This window comes from Ruegeria sp. BHSA123, from assembly GCF_059613425.1.
In genome coordinates, this window is the sequence record NZ_JBXWSL010000002.1 from 98,979 (window position 1) to 120,430 (window position 21,452).

General features: G+C 56.6%; 21 protein-coding genes and 3 tRNA genes. 12 read left to right on the forward strand and 12 right to left on the reverse strand.

Annotation, left to right across the window (positions count from 1 at the left end; genetic code table 11):
- Nucleotides 1-4: 4 nt before the first annotated feature.
- A tRNA-Val gene (locus AC2FNC_RS01550) sits at nucleotides 5-79 on the reverse strand.
- A gap of 181 nt (nucleotides 80-260) precedes the next feature.
- On the opposite strand from AC2FNC_RS01550, the gene AC2FNC_RS01555 reads away from it, so the two are divergent.
- The 3 genes from AC2FNC_RS01555 to uvrA all read left to right on the forward strand — a co-directional run bounded on the left by AC2FNC_RS01555 (nucleotide 261) and on the right by uvrA (nucleotide 3,495).
- A tRNA-Asp gene (locus tag AC2FNC_RS01555) sits at nucleotides 261-337 on the forward strand.
- Between the two features lie 45 nt (nucleotides 338-382).
- Nucleotides 383-459 (forward strand) — tRNA-Asp (locus AC2FNC_RS01560).
- Nucleotides 460-636: 177 nt separating this feature from the next.
- Nucleotides 637-3,495, forward strand: coding sequence for an excinuclease ABC subunit UvrA (gene uvrA, locus AC2FNC_RS01565; protein ID WP_480516887.1), 2,859 nt, complete (start codon nucleotides 637-639; stop codon nucleotides 3,493-3,495).
- A gap of 16 nt (nucleotides 3,496-3,511) precedes the next feature.
- Here uvrA and AC2FNC_RS01570 read toward each other — a convergent pair whose 3' ends face one another.
- From AC2FNC_RS01570 to AC2FNC_RS01590, 5 genes are all read right to left on the reverse strand, one after another.
- On the reverse strand, nucleotides 3,512-3,835 hold the full coding sequence (locus tag AC2FNC_RS01570; protein WP_209504052.1) for a hypothetical protein: 324 nt from the start codon (nucleotides 3,833-3,835) through the stop codon (nucleotides 3,512-3,514).
- Nucleotides 3,836-3,943: 108 nt separating this feature from the next.
- Entirely contained in the window at nucleotides 3,944-4,816 is an 873-nt protein-coding gene (gene mmsB, locus AC2FNC_RS01575) for a 3-hydroxyisobutyrate dehydrogenase (protein ID WP_496714461.1), read from the reverse strand.
- 3 nt (nucleotides 4,817-4,819) lie between these two features.
- A complete protein-coding gene (locus AC2FNC_RS01580; RefSeq protein WP_496714463.1) occupies nucleotides 4,820-5,860 on the reverse strand; it encodes a 3-hydroxyisobutyryl-CoA hydrolase in 1,041 nt (346 codons plus the stop codon).
- A 7-nt stretch (nucleotides 5,861-5,867) separates the two neighbouring features.
- Nucleotides 5,868-7,010, reverse strand: a complete 1,143-nt coding sequence (locus tag AC2FNC_RS01585) for an acyl-CoA dehydrogenase family protein (protein WP_480564935.1) — start codon at nucleotides 7,008-7,010, stop codon at nucleotides 5,868-5,870.
- A gap of 110 nt (nucleotides 7,011-7,120) precedes the next feature.
- Nucleotides 7,121-8,236 (reverse strand): carboxylate-amine ligase, encoded by a 1,116-nt coding sequence (locus tag AC2FNC_RS01590; RefSeq protein WP_496714465.1) that lies wholly within the window; start codon nucleotides 8,234-8,236, stop codon nucleotides 7,121-7,123.
- A 137-nt stretch (nucleotides 8,237-8,373) separates the two neighbouring features.
- Between AC2FNC_RS01590 and AC2FNC_RS01595 the strand changes: the two genes are divergently transcribed.
- Together AC2FNC_RS01595 and AC2FNC_RS01600 are read left to right on the forward strand one after the other, a co-directional pair.
- Nucleotides 8,374-9,225 carry a class I SAM-dependent methyltransferase gene (locus AC2FNC_RS01595; RefSeq protein WP_496714467.1) on the forward strand — a complete coding sequence of 284 codons (852 nt, stop codon included), beginning with the start codon at nucleotides 8,374-8,376 and terminating at the stop codon, nucleotides 9,223-9,225.
- Between the two features lie 71 nt (nucleotides 9,226-9,296).
- On the forward strand, nucleotides 9,297-9,773 hold the full coding sequence (locus AC2FNC_RS01600) for a fasciclin domain-containing protein (protein WP_480516897.1): 477 nt from the start codon (nucleotides 9,297-9,299) through the stop codon (nucleotides 9,771-9,773).
- A 68-nt stretch (nucleotides 9,774-9,841) separates the two neighbouring features.
- Here the strand turns inward: AC2FNC_RS01600 and AC2FNC_RS01605 are convergent, their stop codons facing one another.
- A complete protein-coding gene (locus tag AC2FNC_RS01605) occupies nucleotides 9,842-10,387 on the reverse strand; it encodes a L,D-transpeptidase (RefSeq protein ID WP_480517736.1) in 546 nt (181 codons plus the stop codon).
- A gap of 239 nt (nucleotides 10,388-10,626) precedes the next feature.
- Nucleotides 10,627-12,126, reverse strand: a complete 1,500-nt coding sequence (locus AC2FNC_RS01610) for a CoA-acylating methylmalonate-semialdehyde dehydrogenase (RefSeq protein WP_209596112.1) — start codon at nucleotides 12,124-12,126, stop codon at nucleotides 10,627-10,629.
- 125 nt (nucleotides 12,127-12,251) lie between these two features.
- On the opposite strand from AC2FNC_RS01610, the gene AC2FNC_RS01615 reads away from it, so the two are divergent.
- From AC2FNC_RS01615 to coaD, 3 genes are all read left to right on the forward strand, one after another.
- Entirely contained in the window at nucleotides 12,252-13,133 is an 882-nt protein-coding gene (locus AC2FNC_RS01615) for a LysR family transcriptional regulator (protein WP_496714516.1), read from the forward strand.
- Between the two features lie 60 nt (nucleotides 13,134-13,193).
- The gene (locus AC2FNC_RS01620; RefSeq protein ID WP_480472559.1) at nucleotides 13,194-13,631 is read left to right on the forward strand and encodes a CBS domain-containing protein; all 438 of its coding nucleotides are present in this window, start codon (nucleotides 13,194-13,196) and stop codon (nucleotides 13,629-13,631) included.
- A gap of 85 nt (nucleotides 13,632-13,716) precedes the next feature.
- Nucleotides 13,717-14,208: a pantetheine-phosphate adenylyltransferase gene (coaD, locus tag AC2FNC_RS01625; RefSeq protein ID WP_209596116.1), complete on the forward strand. Its 492-nt coding sequence runs from the start codon at nucleotides 13,717-13,719 to the stop codon at nucleotides 14,206-14,208.
- Here the strand turns inward: coaD and gap (AC2FNC_RS01630) are convergent.
- The 3 genes from gap (AC2FNC_RS01630) to gap (AC2FNC_RS01640) all read right to left on the reverse strand — a co-directional run bounded on the left by gap (AC2FNC_RS01630) (nucleotide 14,200) and on the right by gap (AC2FNC_RS01640) (nucleotide 16,503).
- A complete protein-coding gene (gene gap / locus AC2FNC_RS01630; protein WP_480516901.1) occupies nucleotides 14,200-15,204 on the reverse strand; it encodes a type I glyceraldehyde-3-phosphate dehydrogenase in 1,005 nt (334 codons plus the stop codon). The two genes, coaD and gap (AC2FNC_RS01630), sit on opposite strands and share 9 nt — an antisense overlap.
- Before the next feature lie 82 nt (nucleotides 15,205-15,286).
- Entirely contained in the window at nucleotides 15,287-15,430 is a 144-nt protein-coding gene (locus AC2FNC_RS01635; protein ID WP_480493268.1) for a hypothetical protein, read from the reverse strand.
- 71 nt (nucleotides 15,431-15,501) lie between these two features.
- Nucleotides 15,502-16,503: a type I glyceraldehyde-3-phosphate dehydrogenase gene (gene gap / locus AC2FNC_RS01640; protein ID WP_496714471.1), complete on the reverse strand. Its 1,002-nt coding sequence runs from the start codon at nucleotides 16,501-16,503 to the stop codon at nucleotides 15,502-15,504.
- Between the two features lie 181 nt (nucleotides 16,504-16,684).
- On the opposite strand from gap (AC2FNC_RS01640), the gene AC2FNC_RS01645 reads away from it, so the two are divergent.
- A complete protein-coding gene (locus AC2FNC_RS01645; RefSeq protein WP_496714473.1) occupies nucleotides 16,685-17,647 on the forward strand; it encodes a DUF808 domain-containing protein in 963 nt (320 codons plus the stop codon).
- Nucleotides 17,648-17,702: 55 nt separating this feature from the next.
- Here AC2FNC_RS01645 and tkt read toward each other — a convergent pair whose 3' ends face one another.
- Nucleotides 17,703-19,727: a transketolase gene (gene tkt / locus AC2FNC_RS01650; RefSeq protein ID WP_496714474.1), complete on the reverse strand. Its 2,025-nt coding sequence runs from the start codon at nucleotides 19,725-19,727 to the stop codon at nucleotides 17,703-17,705.
- 236 nt (nucleotides 19,728-19,963) lie between these two features.
- Here tkt and AC2FNC_RS01655 point away from each other — a divergent pair, with 236 nt between their 5' ends.
- The 3 genes from AC2FNC_RS01655 to AC2FNC_RS01665 are packed head-to-tail and all read left to right on the forward strand — an operon-like array spanning nucleotide 19,964 to nucleotide 21,446.
- Nucleotides 19,964-20,707 carry a hypothetical protein gene (locus tag AC2FNC_RS01655; RefSeq protein WP_480553407.1) on the forward strand — a complete coding sequence of 248 codons (744 nt, stop codon included), beginning with the start codon at nucleotides 19,964-19,966 and terminating at the stop codon, nucleotides 20,705-20,707.
- Nucleotides 20,707-21,102, forward strand: a complete 396-nt coding sequence (locus AC2FNC_RS01660) for a cell division protein ZapA (protein ID WP_480472573.1) — start codon at nucleotides 20,707-20,709, stop codon at nucleotides 21,100-21,102. The genes AC2FNC_RS01655 and AC2FNC_RS01660 overlap by 1 nt, the downstream gene beginning before the upstream one ends.
- Nucleotides 21,099-21,446: an MliC family protein gene (locus AC2FNC_RS01665; RefSeq protein ID WP_480553408.1), complete on the forward strand. Its 348-nt coding sequence runs from the start codon at nucleotides 21,099-21,101 to the stop codon at nucleotides 21,444-21,446. The genes AC2FNC_RS01660 and AC2FNC_RS01665 overlap by 4 nt, the downstream gene beginning before the upstream one ends.
- Nucleotides 21,447-21,452 lie beyond the last annotated feature (6 nt).

Consider the following 21,452-nt stretch of genomic DNA (forward strand, 5'->3'; position numbering starts at 1 on the left):
AAAATGGTGGGTGATAACGGATTTGAACCGCTGACATCTTCGATGTGAACGAAGCGCTCTACCACTGAGCTAATCACCCATGGGACGGGGTGATATCTTTCCCGAAGGTTGGCTGCAAGGGAAATAGAACCCGCGGCATCCGCAAAAAATCGCGCCGTATACAAAAACCTGGAATTTGACAAAAAACTTGAAAACGCCGCTTGACGCTGCCCGAGCGTAGCCATAATACACCCAAACGTTCAGCAATGAACTTGCAGCGGGCGGTTGTAGCTCAGTTGGTTAGAGTACCGGCCTGTCACGCCGGGGGTCGCGGGTTCGAGCCCCGTCAACCGCGCCATCGCTGCCATCCTTGGTCCAGGTTAAAGGCCACGAAAATAGATGCGCGGTTGTAGCTCAGTTGGTTAGAGTACCGGCCTGTCACGCCGGGGGTCGCGGGTTCGAGCCCCGTCAACCGCGCCATTTTCCTCCTCTAACAGATCAAGGGTTGCGCCTTTTTAGGCACCTTTAGTCAATCCTGTGTTCATTGCAGGTTTTGATCGGCGAAAATTCGACTGTTCACTAAATGTTCTAACTTTTCTGTTGGAGTCTTGGTCTGGCTCGCCTATCTCTTAACCACTTGTTTGTTGGGGGCCGCATATGGCTGAGCTGAAGAATATCGAGGTGCGCGGCGCGCGCGAACATAACCTCAAAGGTATAGACGTTGATATCCCTCGGGATCAGTTGGTGGTCATAACTGGATTGTCGGGTTCGGGGAAGTCCTCATTGGCGTTTGACACCATCTATGCAGAAGGCCAGCGCCGGTATGTCGAAAGCCTTTCGGCCTATGCCCGGCAGTTCCTGGATATGATGGAAAAACCGGATGTCGATCATATCAGCGGCCTGTCTCCGGCAATTTCGATTGAACAAAAGACGACGTCCAAGAACCCGCGTTCAACTGTGGGCACGGTGACCGAGATCTATGACTATCTGCGTCTGCTGTTTGCCCGCGCCGGAACGCCCTACAGCCCAGCCACCGGGCAACCGATTGAGGCGCAGCAGGTGCAGGACATGGTCGACCGGATCATGACAATGGAAGACGGTACGCGCGGTTATCTTCTGGCCCCCATCGTGCGCGATCGGAAGGGTGAGTACAAAAAAGAATTCCTGGAGCTGCGCAAACAGGGTTTCCAGCGCGTCAAGGTGGACGGAGAGTTCTACGAACTGGATCAACCGCCTGTATTGGATAAGAAATTCCGTCACGATATCGATGTGGTTGTTGATCGACTGGTTGTGCGGGAAGGTATGGAAACGCGCCTGGCCGACAGCCTGCGCACCGCTCTGGATCTGGCGGACGGGATTGCCATATTGGAAACTGCCCCGCGTGTGGGTGATCCGGAACGCATCACATTCAGCGAGAATTTTGCCTGCCCGGTCAGCGGTTTCACCATTCCCGAAATCGAACCACGCCTGTTTTCGTTCAACGCGCCCTTCGGTGCCTGCCCGGATTGTGACGGTCTTGGAGTTGAGTTGTTTTTCGATGAACGCCTGGTGGTGCCGGACCAGACGCTGAAACTCTACGATGGTGCTTTGGCACCGTGGCGCAAGGGTAAATCCCCTTATTTCCTACAAACAATCGAGGCCATTGCGCGCCATTACGAGTTTGACAAGAACACGCCCTGGAAAGACCTGCCTTATAATGTGCAGGAGGTCTTTCTGCGTGGGTCCGGGGATGATGAAATTCAGTTCCGGTACGATGAAGGTGGGCGCGTCTATCAGGTGACCCGCAGTTTTGAAGGCGTGATCCCGAATATGGAACGCCGGTACCGCGAAACCGACAGCGCATGGATTCGTGAGGAATTTGAACGATATCAAAACAATCGTCCCTGCGGCGCCTGCGAAGGTTACAGGCTTCGGGCCGAAGCGCTGGCGGTAAAGATCGCCGGGCTGCATGTGGGGCAGGTGGTGCAGATGTCGATCCGTGAGGCTTTGGCGTGGATCGAAGACGCGCCCAACCACCTGAGCGCCCAGAAAAACGAAATTGCCCGCGCCATTCTCAAGGAGATTCGCGAGCGACTCGGTTTCCTGAATAACGTTGGTTTGGAATATCTTACGCTGTCCCGTTCAAGCGGAACACTGTCAGGTGGCGAGAGCCAGCGTATTCGTCTGGCCAGTCAGATCGGCTCGGGGCTGACCGGGGTTCTCTATGTTTTGGATGAGCCTTCGATCGGGCTGCATCAGCGAGACAATGACCGGCTTCTGGGTACGCTCAAGAACCTGAGGGATCAGGGCAATACGGTGATCGTTGTAGAACATGACGAGGAAGCCATCCGTGAAGCTGACTATGTTTTCGATATCGGTCCGGGAGCAGGTGTACATGGCGGGCAGGTGGTCAGTCATGGAACGCCTGCGCAAATCGCGGCGGATGCGGCCTCCATTACCGGGCAGTACCTTGCAGGAACGCGTGAAATCGCAGTTCCGGTACAGCGCCGTAAAGGCAAGAAGCAGAAAGTCACGGTGGTCAAGGCCACAGGCAACAACCTGAAGAATGTCACAGCCGAATTCCCCTTGGGCAAATTCGTTTGTGTCACCGGAGTGTCTGGCGGGGGTAAATCCACCCTCACCATCGAGACATTGTTCAAAACCGCGTCAATGCGGCTGAACGGAGCACGTCAGACACCAGCACCCTGTGAAACCATCAAGGGGCTGGAACACCTCGATAAGGTCATCGACATCGACCAGCGACCCATTGGGCGAACGCCGCGTTCAAACCCGGCGACTTATACTGGCGCCTTCACCCCGATCCGAGATTGGTTTGCCGGTCTGCCCGAGGCTAAGGCACGCGGATACAAACCGGGTCGCTTCAGCTTTAACGTCAAAGGCGGGCGGTGCGAGGCATGTCAGGGTGACGGTGTCATCAAGATCGAGATGCACTTTCTGCCGGATGTCTACGTGACTTGCGAAACCTGCAAAGGCGCGCGGTATAACCGCGAGACGCTTGAGATCAAGTTCAAGGGCAAATCCATCGCGGATGTGCTTGATATGACAGTGGAAGATGCGCAGGAGTTCTTCAAGGCCGTGCCGTCAATCCGGGACAGGATGGACGCCCTTGCTCGTGTGGGTCTTGGCTATATCAAGGTGGGTCAACAAGCCACAACGTTGTCAGGTGGCGAGGCGCAGCGGGTAAAGCTGTCTAAGGAACTGTCGAAGCGTTCAACCGGGCGAACGCTCTATATTCTCGACGAACCGACAACAGGTCTGCATTTCGAAGATGTGCGCAAGCTGTTGGAAGTGCTGCACGAACTTGTCGATCAGGGCAATACTGTGGTGGTGATTGAACATAATCTGGATGTGGTCAAAACTGCGGATCATATCATCGACATTGGACCTGAAGGTGGTGATGGCGGTGGCGAAATCGTCGCCACCGGAACACCAGAAGACATAGCCGATGTTGAACGCAGCCACACCGGGCGATACCTGAAGCCGATGCTGAAAGGGGCGCGCGTCGCGGCAGAATAAGTGCCTAGACGCGGCCTCAGTTCAGGATATCTGCGATCGCACCAATCAGGTTCAATACTTTGCGTGTCTCGGGGTCGACCCGGTACACGTAGTCACCTGCACGGACATATGAGTAGTTTCGGTTCAACCCATAGCGATAGGGGTCATTGATCCAGCGGTAATCGTTGGTAATGAAGTCACCATCGCGATAGATTTTCTTTGCCTGTCCCGGCGGTACACAGGGAACGGATTTCTTGGCCAGACCCGGAGGGCAATGCCCGGCCTTGTTCTTTGCAACCGCGGCAACCGGGGAAAGGGCCAAAGCCGCCAGAGTTGCCGTCGTCACCAAAAATCTCGTCATGTCGCCTTCCTTTGCGATTTGGCCAGCCGGGGCCTTTTGTTCATGACTGCCTAGATGGTCGCTTGCCCAGCATCTGTCAAATCGTTGGGCAAGATGCCGCCAGTTGTCTTAGTCACGCCCGCGCTTTTCGAACCGTGGCAGCATGGCACTGAAATCGCGTCCCTTGCCATCTTCGTTCTCGACAAATTGCTCATAAAGCGCGGTGGCAACCTGACCCATTGGCGTATCTGCATCTGCACTCTCTGCCGCCTGCTGGCTGAGGCGCAGGTCCTTCAGCATCAGTTCGGCCGCGAAACCGGGGGCGTACCCATTGTCCGCAGGGCTTTGCGGGCCGACACCGGGGGCAGGGCAATAGGCGTTCATCGTCCAGCTGTATCCGGACGACGTACTTACCACGTCAAACATCTTTTGCCGGTCCAGACCCAGCTTGTCGGCCAATGCGAAGGCTTCACAGGTTGCAATCATGGTGACACCAAGGATCATGTTATTGCAGATCTTGGCAGCCTGACCGGAACCGGCCTCACCACAGTGAACAGCTTTCTGCCCCATGATGTCGAACAGAGGGGATGCCTTGGCAAACGCGGCTTCTGATCCGCCAGCCATAAAGGTCAGCGTGCCAGCCGCAGCACCACCGATGCCGCCTGAAACCGGCGCGTCTACGGACAACAGTCCGGCGTTGATGGCCTGATCGGCAACCGCCCGCGCGCTTTCCACATCAACTGTCGAGCAATCGATCAGCACGGTACCTTGTGCCATTGCGGGAATGATCTGATCGGCAACAGCCCTCAGAATCGCACCGTTTGGCAGCATCGTGATGACAGCATCGGCCGTTGCAACAGCTTCCGAAGCGGTTGCGGCCTGAGTTACCCCTTCAACCGTCACGCCTGCTGTGTCAAAGCCAATAACCTGATGACCGGCTTTTGCAAGATTGGCCGCCATTGGCGCGCCCATGTTTCCCAGTCCGATGAAACCGATTTGCATCTCTTAATCCTCTTCGAAAGTCAGGGCGTCCGCACCCAGTGGCTGCAGCATTTTCGACACGGCCACCAGAGGGACGTTCATGTCAGGAAACTGCCAGTTCGGATTGCGATCCTTGTCGATGATCTGCGCGCGGATGCCTTCCAGAAAATCGCCATGCTCCATCGCGCGGTGGGTGAAACGATACTCCATCTCCAGAGCTCGGCGTATGCTCAGAGATGGGGAGCGCAGGCGATGAAGAACCTCGATTGTGCAAGCCACGGAAAGCGGCGCGTTTTTCCTCAGCATGCCCAGAGTTTTCGCCGAAAACTCACTGTCGTCGCTGCGCAGACTGTTCAGAACGTCGCCAAGGGTTTCACCGGAAAAATGCTGATCGATTTGGGCCTTCAAGTTCACCAATTCACCATCAGTCGGTGTATCGGCGTGGTCAGCCAACAGCTCAGCGTTTCCAGAGGCTTCGAGCAACTCGATCAGATCGGACCATTGTGATTGCGGGATGAAAAGGTCGGCAAACCCTGCATAGATCGCATCCGCAGGCCCCATCCGATAGCCCGTTGTTCCCAGAAACTCACCCGCGCGTCCAGGTGCAAGGGCCAGCATCAACGAGCCGCCGACATCCGGCACCAGTCCGATGGAGCATTCTGGCATGGCAATCTTTGCGCTTTCTCCCACAATGCGATGGCTGCCATGGCATCCGATGCCAACACCGCCGCCCATCGCGAACCCCTGAAGAAAGCTGATGACCGGTTTAGGATATTCGAAGATCAGGGCATTCAGACGGTATTCGTCACGCCAGAATTTCTGACCGTAAGAAAAATCACCCTTGGTGCCGGTTTCATAAAGTTCAGCAATATCACCGCCCGCGCAGAAGGCCTTTTCCCCTTCGGCGTCCAGGATGATCAGGTTAATCTCATCGTCCTCGCGCCAGTTGCGCAGCGCTGTGTCGATAGCCATGCACATGTCATAGGTCATCGCGTTCAGCGCATGAGGACGGGTCAGGGTGATACGCCCGGCACGGCCTGTGGTGCGGATATCGATATCTGACATGGGTGCCTCAGCGATTGGCAAGCAATTGGCGTGATACAATCACACGCATGATCTCGTTCGTGCCTTCCAATATCTGGTGCACACGAAGATCACGCACAAGCTTTTCGATGCCGTAATCCGCAAGATAGCCATAACCGCCATGCAATTGCAGGCACTGGTCCACAACTTTCGATCCGGTCTCGGTAACGAACTTCTTGGCCATGGCGCAGAACTTCGTGGCATCCGGCGCGCCCTGATCCAGCTTCCAGGCTGCCTGCCGAAGGAACGTACGCGCGGCCTGCAATTCGATCTCCATATCCGCCAGACGGAATTGAAGGGCCTGAAACTGGTCGATGGATTGGCCAAAAGCCTTTCGTTCGGACATGTATTGCAGCGTCATATCCAGCCCAGCCTGAGCGGCCCCAAGCGAGCAGGCAGAAATGTTAAGCCGCCCGCCATCCAACCCCATCATCGCGTATTTGAATCCGTCACCTTCCGCGCCCACAAGGTTTCCGGCCGGTATCTTGCAATCGTCGAACTGAACTTGCGCGGTGGGTTGGCTTTTCCAGCCCATCTTCTGCTCGAGCGCGCCAAAGCTGAGGCCGGGCGTGCCGTCTTCAACGTAAACGGTCGAAATCCCTTTGGGCCCGTCCTGGCCAGTACGCACCATACAGACGTAAGCGTCGGAATATCCGCCGCCTGAAATGAAGGCCTTTGTTCCGTTCAGCGTATAGCCTTCGTTGGTCCGTTCGGCGCGTGTTTTCAGCGCTGCCGCATCCGATCCAGAACCGGGCTCGGTCAAGCAATAACTCAACACAGTTTTCAAGCTTAGAACATCGGGCATGATGCGCGCCTTGAGGTCATCGTCGGCAAAGTTGTCGAGCATCTTGGCGCACATATTATGGATCGACAGGAACGCCGCGACCGACGGGCAGGCCATCGATAGGGCCTCAAAAACCAGAGTTGCATCCAGACGGGTCAGGTTTGACCCACCGCTGGCCTCGGACACGTAAAGGGCACCGAAGCCAAGCTCTCCGATTTGGGGCCATAAGGTTTTGGGGATCGTTCCATCAGCCTCCCATTGCCGGGCAAAAGGGGCGATATGTTCCTGCCCAAAGGCATGTGCCATGTCGAAAATGGCTGTTTGTTCCTCGCTGAGTGCGAAATCCATGGCGCTCCCTCCCATCGGCAATGAATTGAACAGTTGTTTATTTCTGAATTCTTACAGAAATTTTGCAGGTTCAACAATGGCTCTGGGCACGGGGCTGTTGTCGTTAGTGCCTAAAGATCCGCATGGAACTCTTCGATCAGGTGGCGTACGACGGCCTTGCCGGGATCTTCTCCTCGTGCGGCAGCCTCGGCGTGAACGCGGCGCTGGCGTGTGGCCGAGGTGCCGTTTTCGGCAATCTGCCGCAGGCGGGCCAGTTCCGACATTGTGCCCAGTGCCTCGGCATCTTCGGCCAGCAATCCCATCAGATCACCGATCAAATCGGACATGGGTTTGATCGAGCGATCGCCGAAGTCGATCAATCCTTCGCCCACACCATATCGCTGTGCGCGCCAGCGGTTTTCACCTATAAGAAAGCGATCATATTGCCGCCAGCGCAAGTTGCGATCTTTCAAGCGGCACAACATTCTGGTCAACGCCTGAATAAGGGCGGCAAGTGAAAGCGTGTGCTCCAACCTTGGCTGGACATCCATAATCCGCGTTTCAAGCGTTGGAAAGCGATGCGAGGGGCGCAGGTCCCACCAGATCTTAGTGGTATCTTCAATGACCCCCAGTTCAATCAAAATACCTGTCGTGCGTTCATATTCGCCCCAGCTTGCAAAGACCGGCGGCAGACCAGTGCGCGGCAAATTGTCAAAGACAGTCAGGCGGTACGAAGACAGGCCCGTATCCTCGCCATTCCAGAAAGGCGAGGACGTGGACAACGCCAGAAGATGCGGCAGGAAGTAAGACAATTGCGGCATCAGATCAGAACGCAATGCTTGGCTTTCAACCCCGACATGAACATGCATTCCGCAGATCAGCATCCGGCGGGCCACGCCCCCCAGCGCATGTTGCAGCGCATCATAGCGTTCTTTGCGGGTGTGATGCTGATCCTTCCAGTTTGCGAAAGGGTGGCACGACACGGCAATTGGCGACAGATTATAATCCGCTGCCCGTTCTGATACACAGGACCGCAGGCGTTTCAGGTCCTCGCGCGCCGAAGCAACGGTTGCATGCGGGCGGGTGCCGACTTCAATCTGGCATTGCAGGAATTCGGGGCTGACCTGACCTTCGAAATCATTCTGACAGGCTTCCATCAGCGCTTCGGGGGCTTCGGACAATTGGAAGCTGTCGCGGTCTACAAGAAGGTATTCTTCTTCGATCCCGATCGTGAATTCCTGCTGCATGGCGGCCCTCGCGGTAGTTATTTCGATCAGTGAATACGGAAATTTTCTTTTTGCCAAGGGTTTGCCCGGCTTGTCCTTGCAGAGGAACGACTAGCAAAGGTAAGGAACATCGCAGCAAAGACTACGGAGCCAGCGACTTGAAACCCAGAAATTTCCCGCAGATCAACGCCGCCCTGGATGAGCTGGGTGTGAAACTGGTCGACAAGGTCACCGAACAGGATGAGCGCACACGGTTGGAAGCTTTTGAGGCTGCCGGAGGTCTGACGCGCCCCGTCTATGCTTTGTCCCCGGGGATGGATGGGTTTGATATTTCGCAGCTGGCCAGTGAATACGCCATGCACAAGAATGCGCTAGAGGCGCTGAAGGATCCAGAGCGCAATCAGACTGGCTATCGTACCGGAAACGGCTATTACGACAGCCCGGACGCGGATGCCTTGTATCTGATGATCCGCCGCTTTCAGCCCCGGCGGGTGATCGAGGTTGGATGCGGTAACTCGACCCGAGTAACCCGGCAGGCGGTCATCGATGGCGGGTTTAACACCACAATTACGGCAATCGATCCGTATCCCCGCGCTGACATTGCCCATGTTGTTGATCGGTTCGAACAAAAACGGCTGGAGGAGGCCGACCCGGCGCTGTTTTCAGAGCTGGAAGCCGGCGACATCCTGTTTATTGATTCCAGCCACGTCGTGCGGATGAGCAACGACGTAGCTCATCTTTTTTGCCGCATCATTCCAACACTGAAGCCCGGAGTGGTGATCCATGTGCACGATGTTTTTCTGCCCTACGAATACCCCAAGCGGTTCTTCTATGATTGCCCGGGTTGGGGTGAGCAGTACATGCTGCACGCTTTGCTGCAATCTGGCGCGTATTCAATGCTTTGGCCGGGATATTACTTGCAACAGGATCGACCCGATGCCGTCGCCGATTTGCCCTTTTTGGCTGAAGGTCGCGCGCAAAGCATGTGGGTGCAGCTAAAAGAAAAATGATCTCAGACTGATCCGGCGTGACGAAAGCCCCGTATCCCTTTCCATAACAAGCTGGAGAGGAGAAGACAGCCATGTTTCGTCGTACTTTTATGGGTGCCGCCGCCGCATTTGCATTTGCCATGCCGCTCAAAGCGCAGGCTGCAGATATCGTTGATACCGCTGTAGCAGCCGGATCGTTCAACACGTTGGTGGCCGCAGTTCAAGCCGCAGGTTTGGTAGATACCTTGAAAGGAAAAGGTCCATTCACCGTCTTTGCCCCAACAGACGAAGCCTTTGCCGCACTACCCGAAGGCACGGTGGAAACGTTGTTGTTGCCGGAGAACAAGGATCAACTCGTATCGATCCTGACATACCATGTAGTACCAGCCAAAGTGATGTCCGGCGACATTGCTGGCAAGCGCGCCAAGGTTCTGACTGTTCAGGGTGATCGGCTTAGCGTGAATGCCAAAAACGGCGTCAAAGTGAATGACGCCAAGGTCATACAGGCAGACATTGAAGCCAGCAATGGCGTGATCCACGTGGTCGACGCTGTTATCCTGCCGGAATGACGCTCTGTTCCTAAAGAGATCAAAGCCCCGGCGTATGACCGGGGCTTTTGCTTTTCTGAGCTGGTAGATTAGATCAAACGAACCTGTGTGCCGACCTTAACCAGCGGATACAGTTCTTCGACATGCTGGTTGTAAAGGCCGATACAGCCAGACGAACTCTGCCGGCCGATCTTGCGGGTGTCATGCGTGCCATGAACCAGGTAAGCGGGCCAGTCCAAATACATTGCACGGGTGCCCAGCGGGTTTCCGGGATCACCGCCATCGATCCGAATAGGCAGGCTGGGGTCACGCTCGCGCATCGAGGCAGTCGGTGTCCAGCTTGGAAACTCGGTCTTGCGCACAACTTTTGTGTAGCCGCGTTTTGTAAGCTCTTCGCTCATGGGAACAGAGCTGGGGTACAGCTTATAGGTGCCATCCGGTGCCCAATAGTGAACCGCGCGGCTGGTAATGTCGGCCAACAGGCAGCCTACGCCCAGCTCATCAAAATGGTCCTGCCAGTTTTGCTGCGAGAAGGACGACACATTGCGCCGTACCGGCAACTGTGTGCTGATCGCGTCTTCGGTTTGCGGGAAAGCATCAGTGCTTTGTGCCCGAACAAGGGCGGGGGTCGCCATCAGGGATGCAACGCCTAGCAGGGCGGAACGACGGGTTATTCGGGATTGGGACAAGGTTGCCTCCGGTAAGTTCACTGCTCGCTGTGTATTTGGCGGCAAGATATTTCCATTGGACGCAATTTTCCAGAGCGACGCACCTGAATTTCTTGTGAGCGTGGGGAATTTGAAAGCTGGTCGGCGGAAAGATGCAAAAACCCGGCCCTGAATGGGGCCGGGTTCCATGGTCGTGCAGGCAGAAATCAGTCCATGGCTTTGAAGTTGAACTCGCCACCTTCCTTGATGCCGGACGGCCAACGTGCGGTCACTGTTTTGGTGCGGGTGTAGAACTTGAAGCTGTCCGGGCCATGCTGGTTCAGATCACCAAACATGGATTTTTTCCAACCACCAAAAGTGTGATAAGCCAGCGGAACGGGGATCGGAACGTTGATACCCACCATGCCGATATTGATCCGGCTCGCAAAGTCGCGCGCTGTGTCACCGTCGCGGGTAAAGATCGCTGTGCCGTTGCCGTATTCGTGGTCCATCGCCAGGCCAATCGCCTCTTCGTAGGAACCTGCTCGGACAGTCGACAGAACCGGGCCAAAGATCTCTTGTTTGTAGATGTCCATGTCCGGAGTGACGTGGTCAAACAGGTGCGGGCCGACAAAGAAACCGTCCTCATAACCTTGCAGGCTGAAGTCGCGGTTATCGACAACCAGCTTTGCGCCTTGCTCGACACCCGAATTGATCAGGCCAAGGATACGCTCTTTTGCGGCTGCTGTTACTACAGGGCCCATGTCGACATCGTCACCAGCGGTGTAGGGGCCTACTTTCAGCTTTTCGACGCGTGGGATCAGCTTTTCGATCAGCTTGTCCGCGGTTTCTTCACCAACGGGAACCGCAACAGAGATTGCCATGCAGCGTTCGCCAGCTGCGCCAAACCCGGCACCGACCAGCGCGTCGGCGGCCTGATCCAGATCGGCGTCCGGCATGACGATCATGTGGTTCTTGGCACCACCAAAACACTGCGCGCGTTTGCCGTTTGCTGTGGCGCGGCTATAGATATACTGCGCGATCGGGGTAGACCCCACAAAGCTGACGCCCTGAATGATCTCGCTGTCGAGGATCGTATCAACGGCCTCTTTGTCGCCATTCACGACCTGGAACACGCCTTTGGGCAGACCGGCTTCGACAAACAGTTCGGCCAGCATCAGCGGAACCGAGGGGTCACGCTCGGAAGGTTTCAGAACAACGGCGTTACCGCAGGCCAGTGCAGGACCGACATGCCACAGGGGCATCATCGCAGGGAAGTTGAAGGGCATGATCGACCCCACGACACCTAGCGGTTGGCGCATGGAATACATGTCGATGCCGGGGCCTGCGCTGTCTGTAAACTCACCCTTCAGCATCTGCGGTGCACCGATGCAGTATTCGATCACCTCCAGACCACGCTGCAAGTCGCCCTTGGCATCGGGGATGGTCTTGCCGTGCTCGCGGCTAAGTGCCTCGGCCAGTTTGTCCATGTCGCGGTTCATCAGGCCGACCATTGCCATCATGACACGTGCACGTTTCTGAGGGTTGGTTGCGCCCCATTCGGGCTGGGCAGCGGCTGCGGCCTCAATCGCCGCCGTGGTTTCCGCTGCACTGGCCATCGGGCACTTGTATTGAACCTCGCCCGTTGCCGGGTTGTAGACGTTGTCGAAACGACCGGATGTACCGGCGACCATTTCGCCGTTCAGGAAATGGGTCAGATCTTGCATCAATAACTCCTCCGATAGATTTGTGCGCACAATAGGCTTGCAGAAATCCCGCGAACAGAGGCAATGTCTCAAAAGAGTTTTGCAAAAATGCAAAAGGAAGCGGTGTGACTCCAAACTGGGACGATATGCGGGTCTTTCTGGCCGTGGCGCGCGAGGAAAGTCTTTCCTCCGCTGGTCGTATCCTGAAAATCGACCCCGCCACCGTGGGGCGACGTGTTGCGCGATTGGAAACGACGCTGGATTCTGCGTTGTTCACCAAGTCGCAGCAGGGCTATGTCCTGACACCGGCAGGGCAGCGCCTGTTGGAGCATGGGTTGCATGCCGAAGAGGCGATGCGCGCAGCGGCCGGAGCCGTGGCAGGATCCACGAAATCACTCAGCGGGCAAATCCGGATCGGCGCGCCAGATGGCAGCGCAAATTACCTGTTGCCCCAGGTCTGCGCCAGGATCAGTGATTCAAACCCGGAACTGGATATTCAGATTCTGGCTCTGCCGAGGGTGATCAACCTGTCCCGTCGCGAGGCCGATATGGCCGTGACCGTCAGCGCGCCAACCGCAGGGCAGCTTTTGGTCAAGAAAGTCAGTGACTACAAACTGCACATGGTCGCGACCGATGAATATTTGAAACGTCACGAACCAATCCACTCGGTCGCTGACCTCAAGGGGCACCGGTTGATCGGTTACATCCCTGACATGATCTTTGACCGTGAACTGGATTACCTGAACGATATTGGGGTTGACCGTGTCGCGCTTGCATCGAACTCGGTCTCGGTGCAATTGCGGCAGGTCAGTTTGGGAACAGGCGTTTGCGTGGCACATGACTTTACGTTGCCGTTCCATCCGGGGCTACGGAAAATCCTGACGGATCAAGTGAGTCTGACACGAAGTTTCTATCTGGTCCGGCATGAAGGAGATCAGCGCAATGAACGGCTGAACCGCTTTGCCGATGCCCTAACGCGCGGCATTCGCGAGGAAGTGCTTCGATTGGAAGCAGATGCCGGTGCTTGACAGGTCGCCACAATCGCGCAACTCTTTGGAAAAAGTGTTATTATTCCGGAGGAATTCTTCATGTTGGTACAGGCTATCCTGACGTCCAAAGCGACAAACGGCGTTGTAACGGTGGCGCCAACGGCGACAGTTTCAGAAGCCTCGAAAATTCTTGCGGAAAAGCGGATCGGGACGGTTGTTATTTCGGACGATGGCGGAGAAACCGCTATTGGAATTCTGTCTGAACGCGACATCGTCCGCGAGCTTGCCGCCAGCGGTAGTGGCTGTCTCGACCAGCCTGTAAAATCCTACATGACGCAGGATCTGATCACGACGACGCGTCAGGCCTCAGTTCAGGATATCATGGCCCGCATGACAGAAGGGCGCTTTCGCCATATGCCGGTTGTCGAAGACGGTAAACTGATCGGCATCGTCACACTTGGTGACGTGGTAAAGGCCCAACTGGCCGAACTGGCGATGGAAAAAGACGCCCTGGAAGGCATGATAATGGGGCACTGACAGCAAGGGGTGCCAAAGCAATCACTTGCACCTGCAGCAAAGTTGTGTTTGCTTGCGCAGAAATTTTGTTGCGCAGGAGGGCGCGATGCGGGTTGGTTTGTATCCGGGAACCTTTGACCCTATCACCATAGGGCACATCGATATCATTCGCCGGGCGGCGGCATTGGTGGATAAACTGGTCATTGGCGTCGCCATCAACCGGGACAAAGGCCCGTTGTTCTCGCTGGAAGAGCGCGTCGCCATGATCGAGGCCGAATGCGCCGAACTGACCGAACAAACCGGCACGGAAATCATCGCTCATCCCTTCGAAAATCTCTTGATCGATTGCGCAAGGGATGTCGGTGCGCAGATCATTGTACGCGGTTTGCGCGCTGTCGCGGATTTCGAGTATGAATTCCAGATGGTTGGCATGAACCGCGCACTGGACGACTCGATCGAGACTGTTTTTTTGATGGCCGAAGCACGCCATCAGGCGATTGCTTCAAAACTGGTGAAAGAAATTGCCCGCTTGAACGGGGACGTGTCAAAGTTTGTCACGCCCCGTGTCAATGCCGCACTGCGCGAGCGGTTAGGCTAGGGCACCCATCGCGGCGGCCGTATCCAGCATCCGGTTCGAAAAGCCCCATTCGTTGTCATACCAGGCCAGCACGCGAACCAGCGTGCCGTCGGTGACTTTGGTTTCTGCCAGTGACACCGTCGAGCTGTGCGAGTCGTGGTTGAAATCGACCGAGACCAGAGGACGGCTTTCCGCCGCCAGAACACCGGGAATCTTTGCTGCGGCGTCAATGAAAAGTTGATTGACCTCATCTTCGGTCGTTGGGCGCGAAACCTCGGCAACCAGATCAACGACCGAAACATTCGGAGTTGGTACCCGGATGGCCTGACCGGTCAATTTGCCCTTGAGTTGCGGCAGTACCAGCCCCACAGCGGCGGCTGCACCGGTTGTAGTGGGGATCATCGACAGGGCTGCGGCGCGCGACAGGTAGGGGTCTTTTCCAACTGTGTCATGCACCGGCTGGCTGGCGGTATAGGCGTGAACGGTGGTCATGTTGCCATGTTTGATGCCAAGACCAGCGTCCAAAGCTGCGGCAACCGGAGAAAGGCAATTCGTGGTGCAGGATGCGTTCGATACGATCAGATCGTCGGCGGTCAGTTCGTTATCGTTGACACCAAAGACGATGGTTTTCACACCGCCGTCACCCCGTGCAGGGGCTGAGATCAGGACTTTCCGCGATCCGTTCTTGAAGTGACGTTCCGCTGCTTCGCGGGTGCGGAAAACCCCGGTGCATTCCAGAACAACGTCGATATCAGACCAAGGCAGGTCTTCGGGATTACGCTCACTACTCAGGCGGATCGGGCCGCGCCCCACATCCATGCCGGCGTCTGTAAGCGTGACAGGGTTGGGATAACGGCCATGAACACTGTCAAACTCGAATAGATGCGCGTTCATGTCGGGTTTGCCCAAGTCGTTGATCGCGACGATCTCAACGTCTGTACGTCCGCTTTCCATCACCGCGCGCAGAACCCCGCGCCCGATCCGTCCAAATCCGTTGATCGCTAGTTTCAGGGTCATGGTTCGCTCCGTACAAATATCTCAGTTATATGAGTTAGCGCTAACAATTACAGATCAAGAGAAATGTCAAGAAAAACCTCTGTCATCGCCAAAAAGCGAGCCAGTCCAGAAAGTCGTAAAGCTTCTTGCCGAGGAACAACATGTGCTCGGTACCATACAAGGCCACGTCCAGCATCATGCCCCCAAGCAATAGGACGCCAAGCCACATAGCAATTTGATTGTTCATGTCGGTTCCGAATGAAAATGCCCGCTCAGATAACCTGAGCGGGCACCAACGTACAAGCGAAGTCCGAAGGGTCAGTTAAGGCGGCCCATGGCGACGGCTACGTCTGCCATGCGAACCGAAAAGCCCCACTCGTTGTCATACCAGGCCAGCACGCGCACCATGCGATCATTGACGACGCGGGTCTGGTCGGGTGCGAAGATCGAGCTTTCTTCGGTGTGGTTGAAATCGGTTGATACCAGCGGCGCGGGCTCATATCCCAGAACACGCTGCATCGGGCCTTTGGCTGCTTCTTCGACGATTGCGTTGATCTCAGCCACCGAGGTGTCACGCGACGCACGGAACGTCAGGTCAACCGCTGAAACATTCGGGGTAGGGACCCGGATGGCAGACCCGTCCAGACGGCCTTTCAGGTTTGGCAGAACTTCACCCAAAGCTTTGGCAGCACCGGTTGAGGTCGGGATCATCGACATTGCGGCAGCGCGGGCGCGATAGAGGTCGCTGTGGCGACGGTCCAGCGTGGGCTGGTCTCCGGTATAGGCGTGAATGGTGGTCATGATGCCATGTTCAATGCCGACACCCTCGTCCAGCACCTTGGCCAGCGGGGCCAGGCAGTTTGTTGTGCAAGAGCCGTTCGACACCATGTTGTCATTTGCGGTCAGGGTGTTGTGGTTCACACCAAAAACGATGGTCTTGTTCACATTTTTGCCGGGGGCGGACAGCAGCACCTTGCCCGCACCGCGATCCAGATGTGTTTTGGCCTTGGTGCCATCATTGAATTTACCGGTGCACTCCAGAACGACGTCACAGCCGTCCCAGTCCAGTTCGTTCATATCGTAGGTCGAAAACATCTGCATTGGGCCACGACCCAGATCCATCGTGTTGCCTTCGATTGAAACTTCGCGCGGGAAACGCCCATGAACGCTGTCATATTTCAGCAGATGCGCAGAGGTTTCCAATGGGCCGGTTGCGTTGACTTTGATCACTTCGATGTCGTTACGCCCCGACGCGGCGATGTGCGACAGGGTGCAGCGGCCAATACGGCCAAAACCATTGATACCGACCTTGATGGTCATGTGACGTCTCCTGATGCGCTTGCGTTGAGGGCCATATAGCGGCGAAATGGGAATCTCAAAAGGGCAAAAACGGCATATTTTTAAGGTGTTAGCGCAAACCTGCGACGGTTGCGCTAACGCTTGCGCTAGCCGTTGGATCAGGTAGGGTCCGGATGCGGCAGCGAACGGGAAAGGAAACGCGATGAGTGGTCTTTTGGCCTTGTTGGACGATGTGGCCGGGATCGCCAAGGTCGCGGCGACATCGGTGGATGATGTCGTGGCAGCGGCAGGCAAGGCAGGGGCCAAGACTGCAGGCGTAATCATTGACGACGCTGCGGTAACACCAAAATACGTTCAGGGCTTTGCCCCGGCGCGCGAATTGCCGATCATCTGGCGTATCGCGCGCGGTTCGGTTTTCAACAAAATCATACTCCTGTTGCCGGTGGCCTTGTTGCTGGCCAATTTCGCCCCGTGGCTGATCACCCCACTGTTGATGCTGGGTGGATCATATTTGTGTTTTGAAGGCGCCGAGAAGATTTTTCACGTCCTGTTTCCTCATGGTAGCCATGTCATTGAAGAGGATATGAAAAACCGGGACCCGGGCCATCTGGAAGAGCAGAAGGTCAAGGGCGCGATCAAGACCGATTTTATTCTGTCTGCCGAGATTATGACCATTGCACTGGCGGCGATCGAAGCCCCGAACCTATGGATGCAGGCCGCGACGCTGGCCGTTGTGGGGATCGGCGTGACGGTGGCCGTCTATGGGTCGGTGGCTCTGATCGTGAAGATGGATGATGTTGGGCTTTATCTGGCGCAGAACGCGCCGACACCTATCGGTCGCGGTCTGGGCCGAGGGTTGGTCAAGGCAATGCCCGGGGTGATGAAAACACTGTCCATTGTCGGAACAGCGGCGATGCTGTGGGTGGGGGGCTCGATCGTCATCCACGGGATGGAGGTGTTGGGCTTTGGTTGGCTGGCGCATCACATCCATGACTGGGCCTATGCTATTGGGCATACGGTTTCCGAGGAATGGACGAATGTTGTCGAGTGGATCGCCAAAGCAACCATGGACGGTGTTTTTGGCTTGGCATGGGGGTTTGTTCTGATCCCGTTGGCAACCAAGCTGGTTGCCCCGTTGCTTTCAAAGAATACTAAAACACATTGAACCCAAATGAAAAGGGCGGCCAAGGCCGCCCTTTGCTCGATCAGGTGGGACTGATTTACAGCCCCAACAATTCCTTGACCTTTGCAACGGTTGCTTCGGCGGTGATGCCGAAATGCTTGTACAGTTCTCCCGCAGGGGCCGAGGCACCAAAGCTGGACATGCCGATGAATCCGGCTTTGGCTTCGCGGCCACGTTCACCCAGCAACCAACGATCCCAGCCACCAGCGCGAACCGCGGCTTCGATAACAACGCGGACCGGACCCGCCGGAAGGACGCGCTTGCGGTAGGCTTCATCCTGCTGTGCGAACAGCTCCATGCACGGCATCGAGACGACGCGGGTGCCGATGCCCTCGGCCTCGAGCATCGCTTTGGCTTCCATGGCCAGCGACACTTCGGAACCTGTGGCGATCAGGATTGCCTGACGCTTACCTTCTGCTTCGGCCAGAACGTAAGCACCTTGTGCGGTCAGGTTCTTGGTCTTGTGCTCGGTACGTACCGTTGGAACACCCTGACGGGTCAGCGACAGGACAGAGGGGCTGTCCTTGAAGGTCAGCGCCAGTTCCCATGCCTCGGCCGTTTCAATGGTGTCAGCCGGGCGGAAGACAAAAGTGTTGGGGGTTGCACGCGAGATCGCCAGATGCTCGACAGGCTGGTGGGTCGGGCCGTCTTCGCCCAGACCGATCGAGTCATGGGTCATCACGAAAACCGAAGGGATCTTCATCAGCGCCGCCAGACGCATGGACGGGCGGGCATAATCGGTGAAGGCCATGAATGTACCGCCATAGGGGCGGATACCACCATGCAGCGCCATGCCGTTCATCGCCGCCGCCATGCCGTGTTCACGGATACCATAATGGATATAGCGACCCTTGCGGTTTTCCGGAAGGAACACGCCCATATCGGCCGATTTTGTGTTATTTGACCCGGTCAGGTCCGCCGAACCGCCAACGGTTTCGGTCATGATCGGGTTTACAACGTTCAGGACCTTCTCCGACGACGAACGGGTGGCCAGTTTCGGCTGGTCTTCGGACATCTGCTTTTTGAAGGCGCGAATGGCTCCGGCCAGACGCTTGGGGGCCTCGAACGCATAGGCGCGGGTGAACTCAGCCTGCTTACGCTCGGACAGTTGTGCGAAACGCGCTTCCCATTCCGAACGCTCGGCAGCGCCACGCGCACCGATAGCTTCCCATGCGGATTTGACATTGGCAGGCACGTCAAACGCGTCATGCACCCAGCCATAAGCCTTCTTGGCGGCCTTCAGCTGATCCGCATCGGTAAGCGCGCCGTGCCCTTTTGACGTGTCCTGCGCCGCGTGGCCCAGAGCAATGTGGGTTTTACACGCGATCATGGTCGGCTTTTTCGACTTCTTCGCCTGAACGATGGCCGCGTCGATGGCCTTGGGGTCATGACCGTCGATTTCGATCACATGCCAGCCCGAGGCCGCAAAGCGACGAACCTGATCGGTGCGGTCGGCGATGTCGACGGTGCCGTCGATGGTGATGTTGTTGTTGTCCCAGAAGACGATCAGCTTGCTCAGCTCGTGACGACCGGCCAGGGTGATTGCCTCCTGGCTTACGCCTTCCATGAGGCAGCCGTCGCCCGCGATGACATAGGTATAGTGGTCTACAACCTTCTTGCCATAATGCGCGCGCTGGATTTCCTCGGCCATCGCAAAGCCCACGGCGTTCGAGATACCCTGACCCAGCGGTCCGGTCGTGGTTTCAACACCAGCGACCAGAAAGTTTTCTGGGTGGCCTGCGGTTTTTGCGCCCAGCTGGCGGAAATTCTTGATCTCCTCCAGCGTTACATCTTCATATCCCGTAAGGTACAGCAACGAATAGACCAGCATCGAACCATGGCCTGCGGACAGGATGAAGCGGTCACGATCCGGCCAGTTCGGGGCCGAGGCGTCAAACTTCAGATGCTTTTCGAACAGGACGGTCGCGACATCCGCCATGCCCATGGGCATACCAGAATGTCCGGAGTTTGCAGCGGCGACGGCATCAAGGGTCAATGTGCGGATGGCCGCAGCTTTGTCCCAGTGTTCGGGGTTGGCATTGCGCAGCGCAGTCAGGTCCACGGGCGTTGTTCCTTTGGATAAAAAGCAGATTGCGGGCTCAATACCACTCAGCACTCAAAGTGCAAGCAGAACCAGGGTTTATCCGCTTGGATTGCGTGAACTGCGTGGTCCAAGTAGTTGAAAGCAAACAGTGGGTATTTTCTGTCGCATTCCGTTAGACTAGCGGCAGGCGGGATTCGATTTTGATTCGGATCGCTTCGCAACAGAATGAACCTTGATAAAGAGGTGACAGGGGCATGAGCCAACTTGAGGAATTACAGCACCGCATTATTGCGGCGATGGACCGTATCGGAGCGGGCGTCGACGCATTGGGCGGCGCGTCCGTAGATGCCCGGCCGGATGACGGCCTCCAGGCAGCGCTTGAAGATGAAAAAGTTGCGAACGCGCAGCTTCAGGAACGTCTGAGAACCCTAAAGGAACAGCACGAACAGGAAGTGGACGGGCTGAGAGCCGATCTTGAGGAGTTGCGAAGCGCTCCGACCAATACAGCCGAAACAGACGCTCTGCGATCCGAGCTGGAAGAAGCCCGTGCGAAAATCGCGACGGTCGAAGCCGCGCGCGCTGAATTGGCCGAAGCCAAGGCCGCATTGGACAACAGCACCGAGCTGGAGGCGCTGAAAGCGGAAAACAGCCGTCTAAAGGACGAACTGTCAGATACAGTCCGCGTCGACGACCTGAGCGCCGAGCTTGAGATGCTGCGCGCTGAACGGACCAGTCACGGCGCTGCAATGTCGCGACTGGACGACGATCTGCAACGGATGCGCAAGGCAAACGAGCAGTTGCGCACTGCGATAGAGGAATTGCGCGCCGCCGCCGCCGAAGGTGTCGCAGATGCCGAGCTGCTGAACCGGGCCACCGTCGCGGAACTGGAAGCAACGCGCGCAGCACAGGCGTCAGACGCCGCCGAAGCGCAGGCAGTTCTTGCAAGGTTGGAACCTCTGCTGTCGCAGGCGAAACTTGTTGAAGGTGAGGTAGAGTGATGCCCGAAGTGACCATTCATATCGGCGGGCGCGGTTTTGAGGTATCCTGCCGGGACGGGGAAGAGCCCTTTCTGCACGCTGCCGCCAAAGTGTTGGACGACGAGGCACAGGTGCTGTCCGATCAGATCGGTCGTATGCCGGAATCCCGCATGTTGCTGATGGCCGGCTTGATGCTGGCCGACAAGACTGCGGCAACAGAGGACAAGGTCAAATCGCTCGAAGGGAAACTGGCCGAAGCCGAAGCCGAGCTTCAGGCGCTGCGAAGCGCCCCGGCGCCCGAACCTGAGCGCATCGAAGTGGCTGTGGTTCCGCCATCTGTTACAGATACGCTGGCCGAACTGGCCGCACGAGCCGAAGCGCTGGCCGCGGTAGTTGAGGAGAAAAAGGCACGATGAAGGTCCTGCGCAAATTCATCTGTGTTGCGGCGCTGGTCATGCCCGCAACAACGGCACTGGCCGAAATCGATATTCTGTCTGTCACCTTCACCTGCGAAAACGGAATACCGCTGCCTGTCACCTATTTCAACGCACCGGATAGTACAGGGGCAGCGGCAACCTTGGTAGACAATTCTCTGGTTGTGATGCGTCAGGTCGAAAGCGGATCAGGTATCCGCTACGAGTCCTTTGGTGAAGGTGGAACCTACATCCTGCGCTCGAAAGGGTGGGACGCGTCGGTTAGCTATTTGGCGGCGGGCGCCGCCAATGAGCAGGAGATCTATCGGGGTTGTTCCAGCCGGTAGGCCGGA

Coding starts and splice junctions, on each gene's coding strand:
- uvrA (WP_480516887.1), top strand. CDS start 637: ATGGCTGAGCTGAAGAATATCGAGGTGCGCGGCGCGCGCGAACATAAC.
- AC2FNC_RS01570 (WP_209504052.1), bottom strand. CDS start 3,835: ATGACGAGATTTTTGGTGACGACGGCAACTCTGGCGGCTTTGGCCCTT.
- mmsB (WP_496714461.1), bottom strand. CDS start 4,816: ATGCAAATCGGTTTCATCGGACTGGGAAACATGGGCGCGCCAATGGCG.
- AC2FNC_RS01580 (WP_496714463.1), bottom strand. CDS start 5,860: ATGTCAGATATCGATATCCGCACCACAGGCCGTGCCGGGCGTATCACC.
- AC2FNC_RS01585 (WP_480564935.1), bottom strand. CDS start 7,010: ATGGATTTCGCACTCAGCGAGGAACAAACAGCCATTTTCGACATGGCA.
- AC2FNC_RS01590 (WP_496714465.1), bottom strand. CDS start 8,236: ATGCAGCAGGAATTCACGATCGGGATCGAAGAAGAATACCTTCTTGTA.
- AC2FNC_RS01600 (WP_480516897.1), top strand. CDS start 9,297: ATGTTTCGTCGTACTTTTATGGGTGCCGCCGCCGCATTTGCATTTGCC.
- AC2FNC_RS01605 (WP_480517736.1), bottom strand. CDS start 10,387: ATGGCGACCCCCGCCCTTGTTCGGGCACAAAGCACTGATGCTTTCCCG.
- AC2FNC_RS01610 (WP_209596112.1), bottom strand. CDS start 12,126: ATGCAAGATCTGACCCATTTCCTGAACGGCGAAATGGTCGCCGGTACA.
- AC2FNC_RS01615 (WP_496714516.1), top strand. CDS start 12,252: ATGCGGGTCTTTCTGGCCGTGGCGCGCGAGGAAAGTCTTTCCTCCGCT.
- AC2FNC_RS01620 (WP_480472559.1), top strand. CDS start 13,194: ATGTTGGTACAGGCTATCCTGACGTCCAAAGCGACAAACGGCGTTGTA.
- coaD (WP_209596116.1), top strand. CDS start 13,717: ATGCGGGTTGGTTTGTATCCGGGAACCTTTGACCCTATCACCATAGGG.
- gap (WP_480516901.1), bottom strand. CDS start 15,204: ATGACCCTGAAACTAGCGATCAACGGATTTGGACGGATCGGGCGCGGG.
- AC2FNC_RS01635 (WP_480493268.1), bottom strand. CDS start 15,430: ATGAACAATCAAATTGCTATGTGGCTTGGCGTCCTATTGCTTGGGGGC.
- gap (WP_496714471.1), bottom strand. CDS start 16,503: ATGACCATCAAGGTCGGTATCAATGGTTTTGGCCGTATTGGCCGCTGC.
- AC2FNC_RS01645 (WP_496714473.1), top strand. CDS start 16,685: ATGAGTGGTCTTTTGGCCTTGTTGGACGATGTGGCCGGGATCGCCAAG.
- AC2FNC_RS01655 (WP_480553407.1), top strand. CDS start 19,964: ATGAGCCAACTTGAGGAATTACAGCACCGCATTATTGCGGCGATGGAC.
- AC2FNC_RS01660 (WP_480472573.1), top strand. CDS start 20,707: ATGCCCGAAGTGACCATTCATATCGGCGGGCGCGGTTTTGAGGTATCC.
- AC2FNC_RS01665 (WP_480553408.1), top strand. CDS start 21,099: ATGAAGGTCCTGCGCAAATTCATCTGTGTTGCGGCGCTGGTCATGCCC.